This window comes from Brevundimonas sp. (assembly GCF_027484365.1).
GTDB lineage: Bacteria > Pseudomonadota > Alphaproteobacteria > Caulobacterales > Caulobacteraceae > Brevundimonas.
In genome coordinates, this window is the sequence record NZ_JAIXTC010000002.1 from 61,224 (window position 1) to 85,566 (window position 24,343).

Sequence of the window (24,343 nt, forward strand, 5' to 3'; positions counted from 1 at the left end):
GTAAGATAGGCGAGAACGGCGACAGGCGGGAGACCGCCCGTCTCCGCAGGATCAGGCGAGGGCCTCGGACGTGAACTTCTCGAGTTCCTGCAGGTGCCGGCTCATCAGGCCGGCGGCGGTCGAGGCCGAGGCCGGGCGGCCGACATAGCGGGCGCGCCTGGCCTTGACGTCCATCTTGTCCAGCGTCAGCTCCAGCCACGGATCGACGAAGGTCCAGCCGCCCATGTTTTTCGGCTCTTCCTGGCACCAGACCAGTTCAGCGTTGGGGAAGCGGGACAGCTCGGTCGTCAGCGACTTGATCGGCCACGGATAGAACTGTTCCAGGCGCAGGATGTAGATGTCGTTGACGCCCTTCTTTTCGCGCGCGTCCAGCAGGTCGTAATAGACCTTGCCCGAGCACAGGATCACGCGGCGGATGTCCTTGTCGCCCTTGATCGTGATGCCCGAGACGTCGGGCCGGGTCTGGGCGTCGTCGTGCAGGACGCGGTGGAAGGACGACCCCTCGGCCATGTCCTTCAGCGTCGAGACCGCCTTCTTGTGACGCAGCAGCGACTTCGGCGTCATGATGATCAGGGGCTTGCGGAACGGCCGGTGCATCTGGCGACGCAGGATGTGGAAATAGTTGGCCGGGGTCGTGCAGTTGGCGACCTGCATATTGTCTTCGGCGCACTGCTGCAGGAACCGCTCGAGGCGGGCCGAGGAGTGTTCCGGACCCTGGCCCTCGTAGCCATGAGGCAGGAGCATGGTCAGGCCGCACATGCGCAGCCATTTGCGCTCACCGGACGAGATGAACTGGTCGATGACCACCTGGGCCCCGTTCACGAAGTCGCCGAACTGGGCTTCCCACATCACCAGGGTGTTGGGATCGGACAGTGCGTAGCCGTATTCGAAGCCGAGCACCGCCTCTTCGGACAGGGCTGAATCGATCACCTCGAAATGCTGCTGGTCGCCGCCAAGGTTGTTCAAGGGGACGTAGCGGTCCTCGGTGGTCTGGTCGATGATGCCGGAGTGGCGCTGGCTGAAGGTGCCGCGCACCGAATCCTGACCTGACAGACGCACCGGGAAGCCCTCGGACAGCAGCGAGCCGAAGGCCAGGCTTTCGGCCGTGGCCCAGTCGATGTTCTGGCCGGTGTCGATCGTCTCGCGGCGGGCCTCGATGACCCGCTTCAGCGTCTTGTGGATGTCGACCTGGTTCGGGACAGTGGTCAGCCGGTGGCCGAGGTCCTTCAGCTTCGCCTCGGGCACGGCCGTGTCGCCGCGGCGGTCCTCGCCCTCGGGCAGGCCCACCCCCTTCCACTGACCGTCGAGCCAGTCGGCCTTGTCGGCCTTGAAGGTCTTGCCGAGCTCGAACTGTTCGTCCAGCCAGGCTTCGAAACGCGTCACCTCGGCATCGACCTCGGCCTGGGTCAGGACGCCTTCCTCGACCAGCCGCTTGGCGTAGATCTCGCGCGTCGACGGCAGGGCGCGGATCTTCGAATACATGATCGGCTGGGTGAAGGTCGGATCGTCGCCTTCGTTGTGGCCGAAGCGGCGGTAGCAGAACATGTCCACCACCACGTCCTTCTTGAACTTCTGGCGGAACTCCGTGGCCACCTTGGCGGCGAAGACGACCGCTTCCGGATCGTCGCCGTTGACGTGGAAGATCGGGGCCTGGACCATCAGGGCGACGTCCGAGCAATAGGGCGTCGAGCGCGAATTGCGCGGCGAGGTCGTGAAGCCGATCTGGTTGTTGATGACGAAATGCATCGTCCCGCCGGTGCGGTAGCCCTTCAGACCCATCAGGGCGAAGCACTCGGCCACCACGCCCTGGCCGGCGAAGGCGGCGTCGCCGTGGATCAACAGCGGCATGACCTTGGAGCGATCCAGCGCCCACTGGCTTTCCGGCAACCCCTTGTTGGCCTCGCGGATGTCGAACGCCTGTTTGGCGCGCGCCTTTCCGAGCACGACCGGATTGACGATCTCGAGGTGCGACGGGTTGGCGGTCAGGCTCAGGTGGACGTGGTTGCCGTCGAACTCGCGGTCCGACGAGGCGCCCATATGGTATTTGACGTCGCCCGATCCCTCGATGTCCGAAGGCACGGACGAGCCGCCCTGGAACTCGTGGAAAATGGTCTTGTAGGGCTTGCCCATCACGGCCGCGAGCGTGTTCAGACGGCCCCGGTGGGCCATGCCGATGACGATCTCGTCGACGCCCAGGGCGCCGCCGCGCTTGATCATCTGCTCAAGCGCCGGGACCATGGCCTCGCCGCCGTCAAGGCCGAACCGCTTGGTGCCCGGGAAGCGCTTGTGCAGGAAGCGTTCGAAACCCTCGGCTTCGATCAGCTTGTTGAGGATGGCGATCTTGCCTTCCTTGGTGAAGCCGTTCTTCTCGAAGGCGTCCGGACCCTCGAACCGCTGCTGGAGCCAGGACTTCTCCTCCGGCTCGGCGATATGCATGAACTGGATGCCGATATTGCCGCAGTAGGTGCGCTTCAGGACCGCCATCACCTCGCGGATCGTGCCGGTCTCCATGCCGAGCACGCCGTCCAGATAGATCGGACGGTCCATGTCGGCCTCGGTGAAGCCGTAGAACTCGGGCGTCAGCTCGGGATTGTTGGTCGCCGCCTCGATGCCCAGCGGATCAAGCGTCGCCTGCAGATGGCCGCGCACCCGATAGCTGCGGATGAGCATCAGGACGCGGATGGAATCGTGGGCGGCGGCGCGGATCTCGGCGGCCGATGCGCCGGCCGGGGCGGGAGAGGCCGCGGCCGCAGGGGCCGCAGCGGCCGGCTTCGCCTTGGGATCGGGCTTGGGCGCGGGCCAGCGGCCGTCGAACACGCCGGTTTCTTCGGTCGGCTCCGTAACCTGGGACCGACCCCAGCTTCCGGCAGCGGCCGAGGCCTGCACCGTCGCGGCGGTGTCGCGCAGCTGGTCGAAGAAGCCGCGCCATTCGGCCGAGACGCTGGACGGATCGACCGCCCATTTGTCGTGGAGTCCTTCGATGAAGGCGGCATTGGAGCCGTAGAGGAAGCTGGTCTCGGCAAAGACCTGGTTCAGCCGACCTGCATCGTCCGCCATTGTATTCGTCGTCCCGACTCGGCCTCGGGTTTCTGAGCGGTCACATCCGCGTGAGGCCGGCGCGGATCATATAGGCGCTGTTTCCTTATGGGTCATGACCGAACCGGGGCGCCGGGCGAAGAAATTCGCTGAAACGCCAAAGAAAAACGCCCCCGACGGCAGCCGGAGGCGTCTTCCATGACATTTCGCCGCACGATCGATGCCCAAAACACCAATCCGCGCTCAAGCAGCGAGCCGCCGCGCGGCGAGCGATAGCGCGTCGCTCCGAAGGAGCGAATGCTGAAGGGCGCTTTAGCCCTTCAGCACTTCGACCAATGTCTTGCCGAGGCGGGCCGGGGATTCCGACATGCGGATGCCGGCGGCCTCCATGGCCGCGATCTTGGATTCCGCATCGCCCTTGCCGCCGGAAACGACGGCGCCGGCGTGGCCCATGGTCCGGCCCTTGGGCGCCGTGCGGCCCGCGATGAAGCCGGCCATCGGCTTCTTGCGGCCCTTTTTGGCCTCGTCGATCAGGAACTGGGCGGCGTCCTCTTCCGCGCCGCCGCCGATCTCACCGATCATGATGATCGAGGTGGTTTCCGGGTCAGCAAGGAACAGCTCCAGCATGTCGATGAACTCGGTGCCCTTGACCGGGTCGCCGCCGATGCCGACGGCCGTCGTCTGGCCCAGGCCCTCGTTGGTGGTCTGGAACACGGCCTCATAGGTCAGGGTGCCCGACCGCGACACGATTCCGACCGAGCCCTTCTTGAAGATGGAGCCCGGCATGATGCCGATCTTGCACTCGTCCGGCGTCAGGATGCCGGGGCAGTTGGGGCCCAGCAGGCGCGACTTGGAGTCTTCCAGACGGCGCTTCACCTTCACCATGTCCAGCACCGGAATGCCTTCGGTGATGCAGGTGATGAAGGGGATCTCGGCCTCGATGGCCTCGATGATGGCGGCGGCGGCGCCGGCCGGCGGGACGTAGATCACCGAGGCGTCGGCGCCGGTGGCCTCCTTGGCTTCGGCGACCGAGGCGTAGATCGGCAGGGTCTCGCCGTGCGAACCCGTCCAGTTGGTGCCGCCCTTGGTCGGGTGCACGCCGGCGACCATCTGGGTGCCGTGATAGGCCAGGGCCTGTTCGGTGTGGAAGCCGCCCGTCTTGCCGGTCAGGCCCTGGACGATGATCTTGGTATTCTTGTCGACGAGGATGGACATGGGTCAGGGCTCGGGAAAATAGTTGATCGAGAGTTCAAGGGTTCCGCGCTGCGGAATGTAGGTCGCGTGGACTTGGGCTCCGCTCGCAAGACGCCAGCTCTTGACCGTCATGCCGGGAGGGCCGCCCTGATAGTGAGTTGTATCTAAAGGGTTTGCGTGATCGAGCGGGGAGCCGTTGATGATCATCTCGGGGATTTTCGTCTCCCAAGTCGACGCATCGGTTCGGAACTCCAACGCACAAGTCACTTGCTCCGGCACTTCACGGGAAATCCCTTGGCTATCTGTCAGCCGAGACGAAGCAGGATAGTGCGCAAGTCGCAACTCCGCCCCTTCCTGACGGTAGACGGAAATCCAGTCCCTAGGCGGCTGCGGCGCCCGCGGCGAGGCGACCCAGCCATGCGATCTTGCGCGTTCCTCAAACATTGACCGGTCCCTACCTGCCGCAACGCAGGTCTCGGGAAACTCGGCGACCGCGCGGTCTAGAGGAAAGACGGGCGTAGCCTGTGGAGGCGACGCCGCAATCAGCATCGCCAAGGTCAGCATCAACCCACCGCCGCGACGATCTTCTGGGCGGCGTCATCCAGGTCGTCGGCGGCCTGGATGGTCAGGCCCGACTCGTTCAGGATTTTCTTGCCCAATTCGGCATTGGTGCCTTCGAGGCGGACGACCAGCGGAACCTTCAGGCCCACTTCCTTCACGGCCGCGACCACGCCCTCGGCGATGACATCGCACTTCATGATGCCGCCGAAGATGTTGACAAGGATGCCCTGGACGGCCGGGTCGGCGGTGATGATCTTGAAGGCCGCCGCGACCTTCTCCTTGCCGGCGCCGCCGCCGACGTCGCAGAAGTTGGCGGGTTCCTTGCCGTACAGCTTGATGATGTCCATCGTCGCCATGGCCAGGCCGGCGCCGTTGACCATGCAGCCGATGTTGCCGTCCAGCGCCACATAGGCGAGGTCCCACTCGGACGCCTCGATCTCCTTGGCGTCTTCTTCGGTCTCGTCGCGCAGCAGTTTGATGTCCTCGTGGCGGAAGAGGGCGTTGCCGTCGAAGCTGACCTTTGCGTCCAGCACGCGGAGGCGGCCGTTGGTCATGACGATCAGCGGGTTGACCTCCAGCATCGACATGTCGGTCTCGATGAAGGCCTTGTACAGGATCGGGAACAGGCTCTTGCCGTCCTCGGCCGCTGCGCCTTCCAGCCTGTAGGCGGCGTTGATCTTCGCCACGTCGGCGTCGGTCACACCGGTGGCCGGATCGATGGCGATGGTCTGGATTTTCTCGGGCGTGTCGTGGGCGACGGCCTCGATGTCCATGCCGCCCTCGGTCGAGACGACGAAGGCGACCCGGCCGACTTCACGGTCGACCAGCAGCGAGCAGTACAGTTCGCGGTCGATGTCGGCGCCGTCCTCGATGTAGAGGCGGTTGACCTGTTTGCCGGCCTCGCCCGTCTGGGCGGTGACCAGGGTGGCGCCGAGCATTTCCCTGGCGTTGGCCACGACCTCTTCGATCGACCGGGCCAGGCGAACGCCGCCCTTGGCGTCGGGGCCCAGTTCCTTGAACTTGCCCTTGCCGCGCCCGCCCGCGTGGATCTGGCTCTTCACGACATACAGCGGACCGGGCAGCGAACGGGCCGCGGCCTCGGCCTGGTCAGCGGACGTGATGGCCACGCCCTCGGCGACCGGCGCGCCAAAGCCTTTCAGGACCTGCTTGCCCTGATATTCGTGAATGTTCATGGGGAGACCGCCGCGATCGCTGGGAAGGATTGGCCGCGCTTATAGGCGCGACCCCTTCGCAGGCGCAACCGGCTCCGCCTCAATCGACCCAGTCGCGTCTCAGGCTGCGGGCAGAGATGAACAGCAGGATGGCCGCCAGCCCGTAGAACCACTGCCCGACATAGAGCGAGTAGCGCAGCGCCTCTTCGGCAAAACGGGGTGTCAGATATTCCGATACTGCACCCAGCAGATAGATCCCCAGGCCGATCCCGACGAGATTGTTGATCAGCAGGAAGCTGGCCGAGGCAGTCGAGCGCATATGCGACGGCACCAGGTGCTGGATCGCCGTAATGACCGGGCCCAGCCAGGCCAGTGACAGGGCCTGGGGAATCAGGAACAGGAAGAAGGCCAGCCATTTGTCCTCGACATTCATGGCCAGGAAAAACAGGGGCACGGCGATGACGAAACCGACCGCCGGGACGAGAGGATAGGCTGCGCGTTTGACGCCCTTGCCGAGTTTGTCGGCGAGCCATCCGCCCAGCCAGATCCCGATCGTGCCGCCGAACAAGGCGATGCCCGCCATGTACCAGGCCCGTTCCGCCCCCTCCATACCCATGGAGCGCTGGAAGAAACTGGGCAGCCAGAAGGCCGCCCCATAGCCATAGACCGACGAACAGGCGGCCCCGAACGACAGGAACCAGAAGCTCGGCTTCTTCAGCAGGACGGCCCAGACCTGACCGAACGAGGCGGCCTGCTGCACCGGTGCAGGCGTGACGACGAGAGGGGCTTCGGGGGCGGTCTCGGGACGGTCGAATCCGCCGCGGATCGGGTCGCGTACCGTCAGCTTGAACAGGGGAGCCAGCAGCACGCCGACAAGACCCAGAATCACAAATGCAGCGCGCCAGTCGATGGCGGCGGCCAGCAGACCCCCGAACAGATAACCCAGTCCAGTTCCGATCGGCACGCCGAAGGAATAGACGGCCAGGGCCCGTGCGCGCTGGGCCTTCGGGAAATAGTCAGCGACGAGCGAGTAGGAGGGTGCCACCCCCCCGGCCTCACCGATTCCCACACCCATGCGGGACGCGAACAGGAAGGTGAACCCGGTTGCCAGCCCGCACAGGGCGGTGAAGCCCGACCAGACAGCCAGCGAACTGGCGATGATCGTGGTGCGGCTCATGCGGTCCGCCAGCCAGGCGATCGGCAGGGCCAGGGTCGAATAGACCAGCGCAAAGGCCGGTCCGCCCAGCAAGCCCAGCTGGCTGTCGGTGAACTTCATCTCGGCCTGGATGTAGGGCGCCAGAATGGCCAGCACCTGCCGGTCGATGAAGTTGAAGGTGTAGACCACCATCAGCATGCCCAGCACATAGAAGCGATAGGCGGGTCGCTCGAGCGGTGTGGGCGCGGTGCCGGGTGCGGTGGTCATGTGCTTTCCTCAGGACTCTCGTTCCTTGTCCTGACCGTAAGGCCTGATCAGGAAAAGTGTGAAGCGGTTTTCCGCCTGGATCTGGCCCCGGCCAAAATGCGTGGGGCAGGCTGCATAAGAAAAAGGGCGGCGGCTCTGTCGAACCGCCGCCCCAGTCGCGTCATGCGTGGATCAGTACCGGACGGTCACCGAAGCCGAGAAGGTCCGCGGCGGGCCGTAGAAGGCCGAGATCGAGTTGTTGAAGGTGGCGCCGGCGAAGTTGTAGCCGCCGACCTTGTATTCCTCGTCGGTCAGGTTCTTGCCGGTCAGGGCGACCTGGTAGTGACCGTTCGGCGCGGTCCAGACCGCCGCCAGGTCGACCAGGGTGTAGGCGTCCTGGTCGAGGATCGGATCCGGCGCGTCGAACAGGTGGTAGTCCGAGCGGTAGGAGATCGACGGGGTGACGTTCAGCTCGCCGCCGGCCAGATCGCCCGACCAGGTCACGCCCCAGAAGGCCGACCATTCCGGAGAGTTCTGCGGCTCGCGGGTGTTGGAGATATCGACCGGCGTCCCGGTGATCCGGGTAATGAACTGATCGAACTCATTTTTCAGATAACCGACCGAGAAGTTCGAAGTCAGGTTGTCCGTCAGGAAGGCGCGGCCTTCGAACTCGAAGCCGTAGATGGTCGAGGCGCCGGCATTGTCGACGACCGAGGCCACGCCGACGGCCGGCAGGGTTGCGACCTGCTGGGTCGTGATCTGCTGGTCCGTGTAGTCCGAATAGAAGGCGGCCGAGGCAAACGACAGGCGGTCATTGAACGCCGTGCCCTTCAGTCCCAGTTCATAGGTGGTGACGGTCTCGGGCTGGTAGCCGTTGACAGTCGAGGGCACCAGGGCCGCGTCGCCGCGCATGTCCCAGCCGCCGGACTTGAAGCCCTGGCTGATCGAGGCGTAGCCGGTCAGTTCTTCGGTCAGATCGTAGGAGACGCTGACCCGCGGCGTGAACTTCTCGAAGGTGTCGTCGGCCAGATAGTTTGTGCGGGTGGCGAAGATCGCCCGGGCCGCGCCGCCGGTCAGCGGCGAGCGGGCCGCGCCGAGGTAGAAGAAGCGCTGGACACCGGCGTCCTTCTTGTCCTGGGTGTAGCGACCGCCGATCGAGGCGTGCAGGCGATCCGAGAAGTCGTAGCTGAAGTCGGCATAGGCCGAGAGCGACTCGGTATTGACGTATCCGGCCGCAGCGATGGCGAGGCCGAGGTTGCCGGCGATGGTGTCGAACACGCCCGAGGACTCGCCGTCGAGGTAGAACAGGCCGGCGACGCCGGACCAGTTGTCGCCCTGCATCAGTGCCTGGAACTCCTGGGTGAACTGTTCGTCGGCGTAGATCGCCGGAACGTCCAGGGACGGCAGGGGCGTCTGGTCGAAGTCGATGACGGTGGCGGTATCACCGCTGCGCCAGGCCGAGATCGATTTCAGGGTCAGCGTATCGTTGACGGTGTATTCGACCGTGATGGACGAACCCTGGGTCTCGACTTCCTGGTTGCCCTGGATGCCGGCATTGGTGTCGTAGATTCCGGCCGGGGGCCTGAAGCCGCCGGTGGTCGAGTTCACTTCGCGGTGGCCGTGACGCGGGGCCGAGTCATCTTCGACACGGTCCCAGGCGAAACGAACGAACAGCTGGTCGGTGGGCGTCCACTCGGCGCTGGCGCGATAGGCGGTGACGTTCTTGTCGTACTGGTCTTCGCCGGTGAACAGGTTCGTGCCGAAGCCGTCACGGTCATATTTGGCGAAGGCGCCGCCGACGGCGAAGGTGTCGCCCAGCGGAAGGCTGGCGGACACCAGGACGTCGCGCTGGTTATAGCTTCCGACGGTGCCGCGGCCCATGAACTCGAACTCGTCGCCGAGGCGCTTGGTCACGTATTTGATCGCGCCGCCGATGGTGTTGCGGCCGTAGAGGGTGCCTTGCGGGCCGCGCAGGACCTCGATGCGGTTGACGTCGAAGATGTCGAGAACGGCGCCCTGCGGGCGAGCGACATAGACGTCGTCGATGTAGAGGCCGACGCCCGGCTCGAAGCCCCACAGCGGGTCCTGCTGGCCCACGCCGCGGATGAAGCTGATCAGGGTCGAGTTGGAGCCGCGGGCGATCTGGACCGTGGCGTTCGGGGTCTGCTGCTGCAGGGCGGTGATGTCGGTCGCGCCGGTGTTCTCCAGCTGTTCGGCCGACAGGGCGGAGACGGCGACCGGCACGTCCTTGAGCTGTTCGTCGCGACGACGGGCGGTGACGACGACGTCATCCAGCGCCGTCTGGTCGTTCTGCGGCGCGGCGTCCTGCGCCATGGCCATCGACGAGGCGGCGCTCCAGGCGGCCCCGGCCAGCAGCACGCTCTTCATGACTCTGTTCATGCGAAACCCTTTTCCAATGATGTTTCCAGCCGTCGACGCTTTTATTCAGCGTTCGATGATTTTCCGAGAAACTGACGACCTTTGGCCCCGGTGTCAAACGGCAGCGCTTTCACGCCGACACGTGGCGGTCCTTCTGTGGCGCCGTTGCACCGACACGATTTTTCGTGGCTAGCTTGGCGGATGAGCAAGCTGGATGTCCCGGGCCCGGTTCCCGCCACCCCCGCGAGGCGCGGCCGGCCGCCCAAGGTCAAGGCCGAAGGCGTCGGCGGCGACACCCGTGAATCCATTCTGGATGCGGCAGAAGACCTGTTTTCCAAGCACGGTTTCTATGGCGTCACCATCCGTGAGGTGGCGCGCGAGGCGGGCGTCGATACGGCCCTGGTCCATTACTATTTCGGGGCCAAACGCGATCTGTTCGACGCGGTCTTCCTGCGTCGCGCCGAGGTCTGGAACAACGAACGGGTTGAGGCCATCAACCGTTACGCCCTGGCGAACGCGGGATTGATGACCCTGGAAGGGTTGCTCCGGGCCTTCCTCGAGCCGCCGTTCCAGTGGTCGCTGAAGGGCGGGCCGGGTTGGAAACACTATTCGGCCCTTGTCGCCCAGACCAACGCCAACCCCACCTTCGGCGGTGAGACCATGGCCCGATATTTCGACCCGGCGATCCGGCGTCTGATCGAGCTGGTGAAGGTCGTCCTTCCGGACGCCCACGAGGTCGATCTCTACTGGGCCTATCACAACCTCTCGGGAGCCCTGACCCTGACGCTCGGCGAGACCGGGCGTCTGGACCGGCTGTCCGGCGGCCTGTGTCGCTCCGGCGATCTGGAGACGGCGTGCGATTACATGGTCCGCTTCGCCTCGGCGGGCTTCCGCGCCGTCTGTCCGGCTGGACCGAGGACCTAGCCCAGGAAGACGCTCCACATCAGACGGCCGGGAAACAGGGTGAACATTCCGGCGATCACCAGGGCGCCGACGAAAAGCCCGGTCATCCGTCCCCGGTGTCTGGCGACCTCGTGGCGTCGCGCGGCATAGACGGCCATCGGCAGGACGATGACGGTCCAGCCGCTCAGCAGGTGCACCAGAGAAAGGGCCCCGCCGTTCAGTTCGCGCACGAAGAACGAACTGATCGCCACGGTCGCCATGGCCAGGACCCAGGCCCAGCCAAGGATCCGGTGCAGACGATTGCCCTTGATCCCGGCCAGCAGGATCAGGCCGATCGCCAGGGCGACCACCGCCGCCGCGATATGGATCTGCAGCACCGGGGTCTGGCGCGTCAGAAGGGCCCAGTCCGGCGCATGGGGCTGGATCGGCAGCCCGTTCCGGGGCCCCGCCACGAACAGAAACCAGGCCAGGACTCCGGCCGCGATCACCGGCGGAGCGAACAGGAACAGACGGTGGGTCTGCGACAGCGGCGGAAGAATCCGGGACACGGTGATGGCTCCTTGAGAACGACGCCAGCCTTCCGCTCCGCAGGCCGGATCGCCAGCACCGGTTCGCCAGCCGACGCCCCGCCTTCGCGAACGAACGCGTCAGTGCAGCCGGAACGTCCGGGTCGCGCCCGCCGCCGGCAGATCGAAGGCCGCCTGGTCGAAGGGCGGAGGTCCGAACCGCCCACGGGCATCGTTGGAGAAGCCGTAGGCTTCGCGCGGCAGGCCGATGGGCCAAAGGGTCAGGTCGCCGTTTCCGTCCGTATCGTGGAAGGCGGCGACCGCATATCGGCCCGGCGCCAGACCTGTGATGGTCAGGGTGGTGACCGCGCCGGTACGCGGGACCATGCGACTGACGACGGGGCCTTCGCCGCGGCGAAAGGCCTCGGCGTCGCGATACACGGCGACGGCGATCCGCCCGCCAGAGCCCGGCGTCGACAGGTTCAGGACCAGGTCGGCGGCGGAAGCGGCCGAAGCCAAACCTGCAAGAAACATCACCAGGGCGCTCGTCAGGATTGCCAACTTCATCAAAGCGCCTTTTGGTCTGAGAACGTCCGATCCACAGTCCACGCGCCGGAGCGCTTCGTCCAGCCATGACCGCGACCGCTTCGCCCCCGCGTCCGAAACGCCCGGCCACCTTGGGTCTGCCACGCGGCCTGATCATCGCGGCGGCTGCGGGCGTCGTTCTGGCCCTGACCGGCGCATTCGGCACGGTGCAGATACCGCTCTCGCTGCGGCTGGCGTATTGGGTGCCGGTCATGCTGGCGGGGGCCCTTTGGGGCCATGTCTGTTCACGGCTGGTCGACCGCTGGATCGATATGGACGAGAGGCCCTGGATGACGGTGGCGGCTCTGAGCGCCTCGGTTACCGGGCCCGTGTCCCTTCTGGTCTGGTTCGTCACCGGCCTGGTCTTCGAGGGCCAGGTCTATCGCGTCGATGCCCTGCCCATGATGGTCGGCCCGGTTCTGATCGTCACGGCGGTGATGAGCACCATCAACGTCTTCCTCGGCAAGGCCCAACCGGTCCAGACCCATGCGGCCCAGGTCGGTGCCGCCCCCGCCCGCTTCCCGGATCGCCTGCCGCAGAAGCTGCGGGGGGCCGCGATCCGGGCGGTCCAGGCCGAGGACCACTATCTGCGGATCCACACCGACCGGGGTTCTGATCTGATCCTGATGCGGCTGTCCGATGCGCTGGAGGAGCTGGAGGGGCTGGAGGGATCCCAGACCCACCGCAGCTGGTGGGTGGCGAAGGACGCGGTGCGCGACGTGGCCCGGGGCGACGGACGGGCGACCCTGACCCTGGACGGCGGCGTGACCGTGCCGGTCAGCCGCCGCTACGCCCGGGCCCTGCGCGAAGCAGGCTGGTACTAGCCCCTCCATGCCCCGTGGAATCCGGCCGGCAGGGCGACGTCGGCCCGCCAGGTCGCCACCGGTCCGCCTTCGATCGAAGCGACGTCGAAGACGTGCAGTTCGGTCACGCCCTCGGCCAGATTGATCGACGGGGCGACAAGCCAGGCGTCACGTTCGGCGGTGGTTCCGGGCTTGGGCACGAAGACCGCCTCCTCCATGATCTGGTCGTCGCCGAAGCTGAAGGCATGGTTGCGACCGGTCTTCCAGTCCTGCACCGCCAGGCCGTTGGGCAGGGGCCGGCCGCCGCGCTCGCCGGCGACGTGAACCGTCAGGCTGCGCTCGATCCCGGCGCGGCGCGGATCGCCCTTGGGAAACTCCGCCGTCACCCCGGACGAGGTCAGTTCGGCGCGCCCGTCCGGACGCAGGGTGACCAGTTTCAGCACGCTGGCCTCGCCCGGGACCGTGCCCCGGCCCGCGACCAGCACGCGGGCGCCCTCAATGGCGAAGGTGGCGTCCCGGTTGGCGGCGACGTCGAAGCGGATCGTGCCGTCGGCCTCTTCCCAGCCGTCGCCGAGGTGGAAGAAGCTGAAGGTCTCCAGCTCATAGATCCGGGTCGAGGTCAGGTCGGCCTTGTCGACGACCAGGACCTGGGTCCCCAGCTCCGGCTTCCAGGCGAACTGGGTGGAGAAGGGCATGCCGGCATGGTCGAGGACCCAGGGCTGGAGCACGAAGATCAGGTGACGTTCGGTCGCCGTGAAGTCGTGCAGATAGCTGGCCCGCGGCAGGCGCAGGACCCGGGCGTCGATCAGCGCGCCCGAGGTCTGCAGATGCCAGACAATGACCTGATCGCCATTGGTGCCGACGTTCCAGATCGTGCCGTCCGGGGCATAGCGGGGGTGGGCCTGGAAGGGCATGCCCTTCAGGTCGTCGCGCAGGGCGACGAACTGTTCCGTCGCGAGGGTCGCGGCGTCCATCCGCAGCGGCGAACCGCCCTCCCACAGGGCCCAGACCTTGTCGCCCGTCACCATGACAGCGGTATTGGCGGCGTTCGCATCATCGTTGGAGCCGATCCGTGCGCGGCTGTCGCCGGCGGTGCCGAAGCCGGGCGTGACGACGGCGTCCAGCTCCGTTTCGGTGCGCCGCTTGGGGGTGTCGGCGAAGCGGGCGGCCAGGGTCACGCCGCCGTTGGCCACGGTGAACGACCGCATCAGGCCGTCGCCGTCGAACCAGTGGGTGGCGCTGCCGCCCGGGCGGCGGAACTTGCCCGGACCGTTGCGGAACAGGGTCCCCTCCAGTCCTGCCGGCGCCCGGCCATGCACCAGACGCAGGGCGCGCGGCGCGATGTCGCCCTCGAGGTCGGCGGTGGCCAGGGCCCAGGGGGCGGCGACCTCCCGGGCGATCGCGGCGCGGACCATCTCCGGCGTGGCGACGGCGGCGGACAGGGCGGCGGCGCCCATCAGGAAATGGCGGCGGGAGGGGGTCATGTCGGGTCTCTTCGAACGGGTGTGTTAGCGGATGCTGATCGTCTGGGCGGCGGCGCCCGAGACGGTGAAGCGGGCGCGCTCCCAGCTGGCCGGCCCCATGTTGCCGCGGGCGTTGTTGGAGAAGGCATAGGGCTCGGTCGGCATGCCGAAGGGGTTGGTGTCCATGCGGCCGTTGCCGTTGACGTCGTGGAAGGCCTTCACGCCGTAGTCGCCGGCGGGCAGGCCCTCGAAGGTGACGCTGTGCTCGCCGGCGGCGACGTCGATGCGGGCGGCGCGGACCGGCTGGCCGCCGCCGTAGGTCGCTTCGTCATACAGGGCGACCATGATCGCGCCGGTCGCGGCGCCGGTGTCGAAGGTCAGGGCGACGCTGGCGGGGTCGGAGGCCAGGGCGGGGGCGGCGGTCAGGAGGGCGATGGCGAAGGCGGCGGTGCGGATCATGGCGGTCTTCCTCTGGATCGGTGAGGCGTCGGGTGAAGCCTCGGGTTTGTCTCGATGTCCCGACCCTCGGCCCGGCCCGGCCCGACCGCCAGCGGACTTGCGGCGACGGACGGCCCGGCTTCGTGAACGGCGGCGCGCGTTCGCCTGCGATGCGCGAACGAACACCTGTCCCGGACTTGCTGCGCCAACGGACGTCTGGCGGTCGGCGCGGTTCAGGCGCAGACTGCGGTCCGGGGCTGACCGTCAACCCGGAGACCTGCCGATGACCGCGCGTATCCTCCTTCCGTCCCTCCTCCTCGCCGCCGCCCTGGCGGCCTGCGCCGGGACGCCGCGTTCCAGCCCGACCTATGGCCAGGAGCTGGACCAGCTGACCGCCGACTGCACCGCCCGGGGCGGCATCCTCAGCCCCATTTCGGGCGCCCAGACGGGCCGGCCCCAGACCGACTTCGCCTGCGAGATCCGCGGCGGCGCCAGCCGGCTGAACCGCAGCAACTAGGCGGTCTTCGCCCGCGTCTTCCTCACCGAGGTCGGTGGGTCAGACCAGACTCCGGAATTTGGAGTCCGGATAGTCCGTTGAGTCTCGTCGGGCGGACGGCAAAACACCGTCCGAAGCGTCCGTTGCGTCCGAAGCGTCCGGCCGGGTTCAGGACCGCGTGCAGGATACACCCGCCGTCATGGGTGCCGCACAGAAAGGCCCTCGTCAGGACCGGTCGTTGAAATCGCGGGCGGAATCCGGGCGTCTGTTGATGGGTATGACCTGCCTCCCTCTCCCGTTGGGAGAGGGCTTGAGGCTCGCAGAGCGCAGCGATGCGCCAGCCGAAAGGGTGAGGGCCGTGCGCTGGAAGGGCGGCGTTGCCCCGACCCCACGACGGCTTACGCCGACGGACAGGCCCGACCCTCATCCGTCCGCTTCGCGGCCACCTTCTCCCAACGGGAGAAGGAAGTTAGTCTTGTTCCATGACTTCCAGCCGCCTCACTCCGCGCGTCCGGTTCCTGCGCCGGTCCGGCGGCCTGGCCGAGCAGCGCGTCTGGGCCCGGCTGCGAGCCGGCGCCGTCGACGGGTGGAAGGTGCGCCGCCAGCACGCCATCGGGCCGTACGTCGTCGACTTCGCCTGCATGCCCCTGTGGCTTGTCATCGAGATCGACGGCGGGGTTCACAACACGGACGAGGCGATGCTGAACGACCACCATCGCCAGCAGGCGATCGAGGCGCTCGGCTGGACCGTGATCCGCTTCACCAACGCCCAGGCCCTGGGCGAACCCGGGCGCATCGACGACGCCATCCGGGAGCAGGCCAAGACGCTGGGTTTATGACCTGCCTCCCTCTCCCGTTGGGAGAGGGCTTGAGCGCACGGCGGCGTCAGCCGCCGTCCTTGCGCGAAAGGGTGAGGGCCGCACACCTGAGTCGGCGTCAGCCGTGTCTCCGTCCGTGCGACGGCTTACGCCGACTGAAACGGCCGACCCTCATCCGTCCGCTTCGCGGCCACCTTCTCCCAACGGGAGAAGGAAGAGACGGGCGCGATCGACCCCAGCTTCCTGATCACCCACAAGATCAGGCTGGAAGACGGCCCCGACGCCTACAAGATGTTCCAGGAGAAGACGGACGGGTGTGTGAAGGTGGTGATCAACCCCTAGGCCGGGAACGCCCGGCGGCGAGGAGACCGGAGGCTCCGGCGGTGACGCCGGGTTGGTGCCAAGCTGATTATTTAAGAGGCCACGTCTTAATTGCGAGCTCGGCCAATAATGCCTGCCTTTTTGAAATCTCTTCAGGCGTCCATTCGTCCACGGCACCGATCATTGCCGTCGTCGTGTAAGGCGATTTAGCGAGCGCATCCTTCTTGTCAGCAAAGGCCGAGCTCTTCAGGTCGGAATTGTCCTTGGCGATCATCAAAGCCATGTTTCCAATCCGCTTCGAATAAGCTTTGACTGCCTCGTCATCGTAGGAAGGCCAGTTGCCCATGGGCTTGAGAGGCAGCACGTGCTCGAGATTTATTACGTCTGAATCGTCGTTTGGAATCATCCAGGCGTCTTCATCGCCAGAGTCGCTCATCTCGATTGAACGCAGGTAGTACCGGGCAAATTTCGCCTGACTGACGGTAGCAACTTCGAACGCCTGCCGGAAAAGCTCGTCCGACGGAATGATCGGATTTAGCAGCACGGCAAGATCCTTCGCCGAGCTGATCTCGCCGTCGAATACTTGCTTTGCCGCGCGTGCTAGCGGCTGTTCGATAGAGCCCGATCGGGTCGTCGAAGCAATTATCAGTCTAACGCCGTAGGAAACAAGACGCTGATAAGCAAGCGCCGTCTCTTTAACTGTAAAGCGCCGAGCAATAGCCAACATAAGCGGCCTGAACGGTTTTAGATCGAACAGTTGAAGAACCTTTAGTGAGGCTCTGACGTGAGAGGGATACTCATTCCATTTCTCGCTCTGGGGGCTAGCCATAGCCACGTAGTCGTTGGCGAGCGATTCTAGCTCCGTGACAAAATTCACGGATGACTGGGCGCCCTTTACGGAAGTTTGGACTCGCTCATAGACGTCCGTTTCCTTCAGGTAGCCATTCATTGCAATCAGAGATTGGCGAAGGAAGGTCATAGTGATGTCCTCTTCCTCCAGCGTTTCTAATGCTCCCTTCACGTAAGACCAAAGTTGTTGCACTTCCGAGAGCCGAGTCCCGGACTGGCCGAAGATGTAGTTCTTGACCAAGTCCGATTGAGATACTTTTAATCCCCTATCGTTCAGGGTCTCGAACATCTTAAATGCGTTTACGTCATCGGGGACTTTTAGAAGAATTACTCGCGCATTGAATTCGATGTATTTCATCCACCGAAGAAACGCTTTTGTTCGGTCTGCTTCGCTGAACGGCTTTGCAACTGCCGTCATTTGAGCTTTCGCCAATCCGTAAGCAGCCACGAGCCGGCCATGTGAGTCACGGTTGGGAAGCGCGCTCTGGCTCTTTCCGGTCAGAAGAAGCTCATGAAAAACTGCAGAATCCGCTGCGTTAAGCGTCATCTTTGGAGAATCTTCGAGCGTCTCGGTATCGACGTCGGTCAGAAATGCTTCCAAGGCCTTAGGGAGATTGTCGCTGCCTTGGAGAGAGACTTGGCGCATCGCGGCCAGAACCAGCGCCGTCGTGGCCAGACGTTGCTGGCCATCCACGACCTCCAGCACACCGTTTGCACGGGGGATCGTAACTAGAGTGCCCAAGAAATGTTGCGGCTCATCATCGTTGATGGCTGCGGCAAGATCTTCGAGGAGGTTCTGAACCTCCTTCTTTTCCCAAGCATAATCCCGCTGGTTCGCTGGCACCAACAGGCGGTAGCGCTTGAGGACGGCACCCAGACCGAGCTGCTCGAAACCGATTTCCGATTGAACCTTAGCCATTCACCGTCTCAGAAGATGCGCCGCTTTTGCGAGGGGTACTAATGCACCCGCGCCTTGCCGATCTCCAGCCCTTCTGTCCCCGCTGACACGGCGATCACCGACCCGTCTTCCAGCTCTCCGGCCAGCAGCTTCTTGGCCATCGGGTCGACGAGGTCCTTCTGGATCACCCGCTTGAGCGGGCGCGCGCCGTAGACCGGGTCGTAGCCCTTGTCGGCCAGCCACGCCAAAGCCCCGTCGTCGATGGACAGGGTCAGGCGGCGGTCGGCCATCAGCTTTTCGAGGCGCTGAAGCTGGATGCGGACGATGCCGGCCATCTGGTCGCGGCCGAGGCGGCGGAACAGGATGATCTCGTCGATGCGGTTGAGGAACTCCGGGCGGAAGTGGGCGCGGACGGCCTCCATGACGTAGGGGCGGACGGCCTCGACGTCGTCGCCCTCGCCCTGTTCGGACAGGGCCTGGGAGCCGAGGTTGGAGGTCATGATGATCAATGTGTTGCGGAAGTCGACGACGCGGCCCTGACCGTCGGTCAGGCGGCCGTCGTCCAGCACTTGCAGGAGCACGTTGAAGACGTCGGGGTGGGCCTTTTCGACCTCGTCGAACAGGACGACCTGATAGGGGCGGCGGCGCACCGCCTCGGTCAGGGCCCCGCCCTCGTCATAGCCGACATAGCCCGGAGGGGCGCCGATCAGGCGGCTGACGCTGTGCTTCTCCATGTACTCTGACATGTCCATCCGGGTGATGGCGGCCTCGTCGTCGAACAGGAAGGCGGCCAAGGCCTTGGTCAGCTCGGTCTTGCCGACGCCGGTGGGGCCGAGGAACAGGAAGGAGCCGAGCGGGCGGTGGGGGTCGTTGAGGCCGGCGCGCGCCCGGCGGACGGCGTCGGCGACGGCTTCCAGGGCGGCGTCCTGACCGACGACGCGGCCGCGCAGGGCGTCCTCCATCGACAGCAGTTTCTCGCGCTCGCCCTCCAGCATCTTGTCGACCGGGACGCCGGTCCAGCGGGAGACGACGGCGGCGATCTGCTGGGCGTCGACGACCTCGGGGGTCAGGGGGGAGGCGGTCTTCTCGTCGGCCTCGGCCTGGGCCAGCTGCTTCTCGATCTGGGGGATCTGGCCGTAGGCGATCTCGGACGCGCGGCCGAGGTCGCCGTTTCTCTGGGCCGCGGCGAGTTCGGCGCGGAGCCGGTCGAGGGTTTCGCGCAGCTGGGCGCCCTGGCCGACCTTGTCCTTCTCGGCCTTCCAGCGGGCGGTGAGGTCGTCGGACTGGCCTTCGAGGTCCGCGATTTCGTCCTCCAGTTTTTCGAGCCGCTGGACCGAGGCGGTGTCGGTCTCCTTCTTCAGGGCCTCGCGCTCGATCTTCAGCTGGACCAGGCGGCGGTCGATCTCGTCGAGGGCCTCCGGCTTGGAATCGACGGCCATGCGGACGCGGCTGCCGGCCTCGTCGATCAGGTCGATGGCCTTGTCGGGCAGGAAGCGGTCGGTGATGTAGCGGTTCGACAGGGTGGCGGCGGCGACGATGGCGCTGTCGGAGATGCGGACCCCGTGGTGGACTTCGTACTTCTCCTTCAGCCCGCGCAGGATGGAGACCGTGTCCTCGACCGAGGGCTCGTCGACGAAGACGGGCTGGAAGCGGCGGGCGAGGGCGGCGTCCTTCTCGACGTGTTTGCGGTACTCATCCAGGGTGGTGGCGCCGACGCAGTGGAGCTCGCCGCGCGCGAGGGCGGGCTTCAGCAGGTTGGAGGCGTCCATGGCCCCGTCGCCCTTTCCGGCACCGACCAGGGTGTGCATCTCGTCGATGAAGAGGATGATCTGGCCCTCGGCGGCCGTGACCTCGCCGAGCACGGCCTTGAGCCGTTCCTCGAACTCGCCGCGGTATTTCGCGCCGGCGATCAGGGAGCCCATGTCGAGGCTCATGACGGTCTTGTCCTTGAGGCTCTCGGGCACGTCGCCGTTGACGATGCGCAGGGCCAGACCCTCGACGATGGCGGTCTTGCCGACCCCGGGTTCGCCGATCAGGACGGGGTTGTTCTTGGTGCGGCGGGCCAGGACCTGGATGGTGCGGCGGATCTCCTCGTCGCGGCCGATGACCGGGTCGATCTTCTGGTCCCGGGCGGCCTGGGTCAGGTCGCGGGCGTAGCGTTTGAGGGCGTCGTAGCCGTCCTCGGCGGCGGCGGAGTCGGCGGTCTTGCCCTTGCGCACATCGGCGACGGCGGCGTCCAGCTTGTCGGCCGTGACCCCGGCGGATTTCAGGGCGTCGCCGGCCGGACCGCCTTCACGGGCGATGGCGGCGAGGAGCCGTTCGGTGGTGACGAAGGCGTCGCCGGCCTTCTTCGCCGTTTCCTCGGCATTGGCGAAGACGCGGGCGGTGGCGCCGTCGAGATAGAGCTGGCTCGTCGCGCTCTCGACCTGGGGGCGTTTCTTCAAAAGGGCCTCGGCGCCCTCCGAGGCCTTGGTCGGGTCGCCGCCGGCGGCGGTGATCAGGTTGCGGGCCAGGCCGTCGCGCTCCTCCAGCAGCACCTTCAAGAGGTGCTCGGGCGCGAACTGCTGATGTTTGCGGGCCAGGGCCAGGGACTGGGCCGACTGGACCGCCTGTTTGGCGCGATCGGAATAGAGGTCGAGGTTCATGCGGTTCCCCTTGGAGGCGGACATCGTTCAGACGCCCTCACAGGAAGCGACGCCTTGATCTGGGTCAGAGGTGGTTGTGGCGATCCGGCCACACAAGAGGCGGGCCGCCGGATCAGTAGATCCAGAAGACCTCGTCCTCTTCGGTCCAGCCGACGACGACATGGCCCGTCTCGTCGTCGTCGCCGACCCAGCGATAGCGGACCATCTGACCACTACGCACGTCCCAGCGCTCCACCGGGGAGAAGACGTGGTCGGCCCTGACGCCCCAGGACGGCGCGGTGTCTCCGCCGGAGGCGATGAGCTCGGGCGCCAGCAGGCTGTCGGGCAGGTCGGCCTCGGCGCGGCGGAAGGCGCGGCGCAGAAGGGCCGTGCGGTCGTCTTCGTCCAGCAGGGGCTGGGTCGTCCAGGTCGAGTCCGGGGCCAGACCCTCGGCCATGGCCAGACACAGGTGCTCCAGGGGCGGCTCGCCGTCGCCGTCGGTATTGGAGACCGCCAGCACCTGGAGACCCGACCCGGCGAACGCCATGCGCTGGGAGGCGAAGCCGGGGACAGAGCCGGTGTGATGATGGCAGGCCTCTCCGCGACACCGCTCGAGGAAGACGCCCCCGCCATAGGGGGCCTCGCGGCCGGTCCGCAGGCGGCCGGACTGGAAGGCCAGGGCCATGGTTTCGGGGTTGAGCAGGGTGGAACCGGCCAGGGCCTGACACCAGGGCGCCCAGTCGAGGGCGCTGAACAGCACGCCCCCGTCGGCCGCGCGGCTCATCTCGTCGTCCATCCGGTCGGCCTTGGCCAGGTCGTCGCCGTCCAGGGTGTAGCCTTGGGCCCGCGCGGGAATGTCGGTCGCGGTGGCGTCCGGACGGGCGAAGGGCATGCCGGCGGGGACGAAGAGGCGCTGGCGGACGTAGTCGGCGTAGCTCATCCCCGACACGGCCTCGATCAGCCAGCCGAGGACGAAATAGTTGGTGTTGGAATAGGCCCAGGCCTCGCCCGGCTCGAAGTCGCGGCCCTCGGCCACGGCGTCGAAGATCATCCGGCGGGTGACCGGCTCCGACCAGTCCTCGACCTGATCCAGATAGTCCGGCAGGCCCGACGTCTGATGCAGCAGGTGGGTGATCGGGGTGCCGGCCAGGACGGCGGGGAGTCCGGGGACATGGGCACCCAGACGATCGGTCAGGGCCAGCTTTCCGGCCTGGACCAGCTGGAGGACGGCGACGGCGGTGACGAACTTTCCGTTCGAGCCGATGTGGAACAGGGTCTCGCGCGTGACGGGTCGCTTCGGCGACCGGCGTGCGTCACCCCAGGCGAAGACGCCGGCGAGGCGGCCGTGCCGTGACGCCGCCACCATGCCGCCGACCGCGCCGCTGTCGGTCACCAGGTCCGTCAGTCGGGCGGCCAGACCCTCGGGCAGGTCGGGGACCGATGTCCCGGCCTCGTCCGCACGGACGCACCCGCCGACGCCGGTGAGGCCCAGCCCGGCCACGGCGGCGGCGATCAGTTCCCTGCGATCCATCGACTCTCTTCCCCTGTCCTGACCGCAAGGGAAGGACGACCCGGTCCTGCGGTCAAGGTGGCGAGGACCGCGGGATCGTCTCGACGCGGCCTCGCCGGCGGAGCAGGGTGTGGCTCGCATCAACGGATGACCATGCTGCACGACCTGTCGCCCATCGACCCCTCTGTGCTCCTGCCCTTCCTGGTGGCGGTGTCGTTGATCGAACTGACCCCGGGCCCGAACATGGGCTGGCTGGCGCTGGTGTCCGCAGGCCAGGGGCGGACGGCCGGGTTCGCCGCCGTGGCCGGGGTGACCCTGGGGCTGGCGGTCTGGATGGTCGGGGCGGCCTTTGGCCTGACGTCCGTCCTGCTGGCCTTTCCGTGGCTGTACCAGGGGGTGCGCTGGGCGGGGGTCGTCTTCCTGCTGTGGCTGGCGTGGGAGGCCTGGGCGGGGGCGGGCAGGGTGACCCTGGAACCGGCCCGTGATCCGGAGAAGCTGCGCGGACTCTTCCTGCGGGGACTGACGGGGAACCTGCTGAACCCCAAGGCGGCCGTCTTCTATGTCGCCCTGTTGCCGACCTTCATCCGGCCCGACCACGGTGCGCCGCTGGTCCAGGCGCTGACCCTGGGGAGCCTGCATCTGGTCGTCAGCGTCGTCATCCATGGCACCATCGTGCTGGGCGCGGCGGCGGCGGGCGCGGTCGTCATGCGGCGGCTGCGCGGCCTGTGGGCCGGTCGGGCGATGGCGGCGGGGATCGCCGCCGTCGCCGTCTGGATGGCCTGGGCGACCCGCGGGTAACCCGGATCAGCCGCCGGTCGGGCCGGTGGAGAAGTCGAACTGTTCCGGCTGGCGGCGCTGGCCGTTGCCCAGCGACCAGCTCAGGCCGATGTAGAAGGCCGTCAGGTTGATGTCCTGGTTGAATTCCTCGCGGAAGGCGGGGGTCTCGAACACGCTGTCGTTGTTGAAGGAGCCCAGCACATCGCGGCCGGTGAAGACGAAGGACAGCTGCTCGGTCAGCTTGCGACGATAGCCGATGTTGACCATTCCGCCGGCTTCACGCGTGCCCTGGGCCAGCAGTTGCTCGCCCTGCCAGAAGCCTGACACCTGGACGAAATCCTTGGGTGTCGGCTGCCAGGTCAGGTTCATGCGGCCGCTGGCGAACGTGCCTTCGCGATTGCCGCCCCCCGGGATGCCGGTCGAGTCGATCTCCTGACGGAACAGGTTGACCGCGCCGCTGTAGCGCAGCGTCGTCGTCAGCGGGCCGGTCGCCGTCAGCTCCAGACCCATGTCGCGGCGCGAGCCGAGGTTCTCGGGCCGGGTCAGCAGCACGCCGCCGCCGATGTCGCGCGCGACCTCGGTGAAGGCGCCGTCCGTGTCACGCAGATAGGCGGTGGCCATGTAGAAGGACTGGCCCTCACGCATCTGCCACATGACTTCGAAGGCATCGGTTTCCTGGGGCTCCAGATCCGGATTGCCCGAACGCAGGTTCAACGGGTCCTGGAAGGCGACGAAGGGGTTCAGCTGGGCCGGCGAGGGCCGGGCGATACGGCGTGAATAGCTGGCCCGCAGCGTCTGGGTCTCCGACAGCGTGTACTGCAGGTGGGCGGTCGGATAGGCCTTGAAGTAGTCCTGCCCGGCCGAGGTCCCGCCGGTCAGGTCGGCGATCTCGATGTCGGCCTGTTCGAGGCGCAGACCCAGCTGGGCGGAGAACTTCTCAGTCAGCGGCCGTTCCCAGGTCGCGTACCAGGCGTGGACGGTTTGATCGGCCTCGAAGCGGTTGGAGAAGCCCGGGGCCGGCACAAGCGTCGAGGTCGTGCCGCCGCGCAGGAAACGGAAGTCCTGCTCGGGCTTCTGGATATTGAGCTCATAGCCCAGGCGTAGCTGGCCGCCCTCGGCGAAAGGCCGGGTATAGGCGCTGGTCAGGCCGATGGTGGTCTGATCGCTCAGCTGGTCGAGCCGCTCGTAGAAGTCGGGGGCGACAGGCGCCAGGAAGCGATTGAGCGTCAGCGCGCCGATCTCGTTGCTGTTCTCGTCGAAGCGAAGCTCGTTGGACCATTCGTGGCCGGCATCGTCGAAGCGATGGAGCAGGCGGACGGTCGCGCCCCAGTTCACGAAGTCGAAGTTGACCGAACCGTCACGGCGGTAGCGGCTGGTCACGGTTCCGGCCGCGTTGCGTGTCTCGAAAAGGCCAGGCTGGTCCTGCTCGCCCTCAAAGGCGACTCCGCGCAGCTCACCGGTCAGCTGGGTGCGGTCGGTCAGGCGGTATTCGGCGGTGACCCGGCTGACCACGCCGGACTGGTCGTTCTCGACCTCCTGCACGGTGGTCGTGGTCGACAGCAGGGCGCCGGTGGCCGGGTTGAACTGTTCGCGGATGCGCTCCAGCGA

19 protein-coding genes are annotated in these 24,343 nt (G+C 66.5%); 5 read left to right on the forward strand and 14 right to left on the reverse strand.

The annotated features are described in order from the left end of the window. Positions 1–51 precede the first annotated feature (51 nt). The 6 genes from Q0044_RS00505 to Q0044_RS00530 all read right to left on the reverse strand — a co-directional run bounded on the left by Q0044_RS00505 (position 52) and on the right by Q0044_RS00530 (position 9,765). Positions 52–3,057 (reverse strand): 2-oxoglutarate dehydrogenase E1 component, encoded by a 3,006-nt coding sequence (locus Q0044_RS00505; RefSeq protein ID WP_298158219.1) that lies wholly within the window; start codon positions 3,055–3,057, stop codon positions 52–54. Positions 3,058–3,348: 291 nt separating this feature from the next. Further along, positions 3,349–4,251 (reverse strand): succinate--CoA ligase subunit alpha, encoded by a 903-nt coding sequence (gene sucD / locus Q0044_RS00510; RefSeq protein ID WP_298158221.1) that lies wholly within the window; start codon positions 4,249–4,251, stop codon positions 3,349–3,351. 3 nt (positions 4,252–4,254) lie between these two features. Further along, positions 4,255–4,674 (reverse strand): hypothetical protein, encoded by a 420-nt coding sequence (locus Q0044_RS00515; protein WP_298158222.1) that lies wholly within the window; start codon positions 4,672–4,674, stop codon positions 4,255–4,257. Between the two features lie 119 nt (positions 4,675–4,793). Next, positions 4,794–5,984 (reverse strand): ADP-forming succinate--CoA ligase subunit beta, encoded by a 1,191-nt coding sequence (gene sucC / locus Q0044_RS00520; RefSeq protein ID WP_298158224.1) that lies wholly within the window; start codon positions 5,982–5,984, stop codon positions 4,794–4,796. Between the two features lie 79 nt (positions 5,985–6,063). Further along, positions 6,064–7,386, reverse strand: coding sequence for a spinster family MFS transporter (locus tag Q0044_RS00525; RefSeq protein WP_298158226.1), 1,323 nt, complete (start codon positions 7,384–7,386; stop codon positions 6,064–6,066). 171 nt (positions 7,387–7,557) lie between these two features. Next, the gene (locus Q0044_RS00530; protein WP_298158228.1) at positions 7,558–9,765 is read right to left on the reverse strand and encodes a TonB-dependent receptor; all 2,208 of its coding nucleotides are present in this window, start codon (positions 9,763–9,765) and stop codon (positions 7,558–7,560) included. 180 nt (positions 9,766–9,945) lie between these two features. On the opposite strand from Q0044_RS00530, the gene Q0044_RS00535 reads away from it, so the two are divergent. Further along, positions 9,946–10,668, forward strand: a complete 723-nt coding sequence (locus Q0044_RS00535; RefSeq protein WP_298158230.1) for a TetR/AcrR family transcriptional regulator — start codon at positions 9,946–9,948, stop codon at positions 10,666–10,668. Here Q0044_RS00535 and Q0044_RS00540 read toward each other — a convergent pair. Both Q0044_RS00540 and Q0044_RS00545 read right to left on the reverse strand, forming a co-directional pair. Further along, entirely contained in the window at positions 10,665–11,195 is a 531-nt protein-coding gene (locus tag Q0044_RS00540; RefSeq protein WP_298158232.1) for a DUF2306 domain-containing protein, read from the reverse strand. The genes Q0044_RS00535 and Q0044_RS00540 overlap by 4 nt on opposite strands. Positions 11,196–11,294: 99 nt before the next feature. Next, positions 11,295–11,720, reverse strand: a complete 426-nt coding sequence (locus tag Q0044_RS00545; RefSeq protein WP_298158234.1) for a DUF2141 domain-containing protein — start codon at positions 11,718–11,720, stop codon at positions 11,295–11,297. Between the two features lie 65 nt (positions 11,721–11,785). Here Q0044_RS00545 and Q0044_RS00550 point away from each other — a divergent pair, with 65 nt between their 5' ends. After that, on the forward strand, positions 11,786–12,562 hold the full coding sequence (locus tag Q0044_RS00550; protein ID WP_298158236.1) for a LytTR family DNA-binding domain-containing protein: 777 nt from the start codon (positions 11,786–11,788) through the stop codon (positions 12,560–12,562). On the opposite strand, the gene Q0044_RS00555 is transcribed toward Q0044_RS00550, so the two are convergent. Further along, positions 12,559–14,025, reverse strand: a complete 1,467-nt coding sequence (locus Q0044_RS00555; protein WP_298158238.1) for a carotenoid oxygenase family protein — start codon at positions 14,023–14,025, stop codon at positions 12,559–12,561. The genes Q0044_RS00550 and Q0044_RS00555 overlap by 4 nt on opposite strands. A 24-nt stretch (positions 14,026–14,049) precedes the next feature. Continuing rightward, the gene (locus tag Q0044_RS00560; RefSeq protein ID WP_298158239.1) at positions 14,050–14,463 is read right to left on the reverse strand and encodes a DUF2141 domain-containing protein; all 414 of its coding nucleotides are present in this window, start codon (positions 14,461–14,463) and stop codon (positions 14,050–14,052) included. A 262-nt stretch (positions 14,464–14,725) separates the two neighbouring features. On the opposite strand from Q0044_RS00560, the gene Q0044_RS00565 reads away from it, so the two are divergent. Together Q0044_RS00565 and Q0044_RS00570 are read left to right on the forward strand one after the other, a co-directional pair. Continuing rightward, positions 14,726–14,959, forward strand: a complete 234-nt coding sequence (locus Q0044_RS00565; protein ID WP_298158241.1) for a hypothetical protein — start codon at positions 14,726–14,728, stop codon at positions 14,957–14,959. Between the two features lie 461 nt (positions 14,960–15,420). Beyond that, a complete protein-coding gene (locus Q0044_RS00570) occupies positions 15,421–15,777 on the forward strand; it encodes an endonuclease domain-containing protein (RefSeq protein WP_298158243.1) in 357 nt (118 codons plus the stop codon). A 388-nt stretch (positions 15,778–16,165) separates the two neighbouring features. Here Q0044_RS00570 and Q0044_RS00575 read toward each other — a convergent pair whose 3' ends face one another. The 3 genes from Q0044_RS00575 to Q0044_RS00585 all read right to left on the reverse strand — a co-directional run bounded on the left by Q0044_RS00575 (position 16,166) and on the right by Q0044_RS00585 (position 21,979). Then, complete coding sequence (locus Q0044_RS00575) at positions 16,166–17,845, reverse strand: DUF262 domain-containing protein (RefSeq protein WP_298158245.1); 1,680 nt, start codon at positions 17,843–17,845, stop codon at positions 16,166–16,168. A 38-nt stretch (positions 17,846–17,883) separates the two neighbouring features. Next, a complete protein-coding gene (gene clpB, locus Q0044_RS00580; protein WP_298158247.1) occupies positions 17,884–20,469 on the reverse strand; it encodes an ATP-dependent chaperone ClpB in 2,586 nt (861 codons plus the stop codon). A gap of 112 nt (positions 20,470–20,581) precedes the next feature. Further along, positions 20,582–21,979 carry a serine hydrolase domain-containing protein gene (locus Q0044_RS00585; RefSeq protein ID WP_298158249.1) on the reverse strand — a complete coding sequence of 466 codons (1,398 nt, stop codon included), beginning with the start codon at positions 21,977–21,979 and terminating at the stop codon, positions 20,582–20,584. A gap of 132 nt (positions 21,980–22,111) precedes the next feature. On the opposite strand from Q0044_RS00585, the gene Q0044_RS00590 reads away from it, so the two are divergent. After that, positions 22,112–22,756, forward strand: coding sequence for a LysE family translocator (locus Q0044_RS00590; RefSeq protein WP_298158251.1), 645 nt, complete (start codon positions 22,112–22,114; stop codon positions 22,754–22,756). Positions 22,757–22,762: 6 nt separating this feature from the next. Here the strand turns inward: Q0044_RS00590 and Q0044_RS00595 are convergent. After that, positions 22,763–24,343, reverse strand: a 1,581-nt coding sequence (locus tag Q0044_RS00595; protein ID WP_298158253.1) for an outer membrane beta-barrel family protein, incomplete at its 5' end; no start/stop codon positions are given.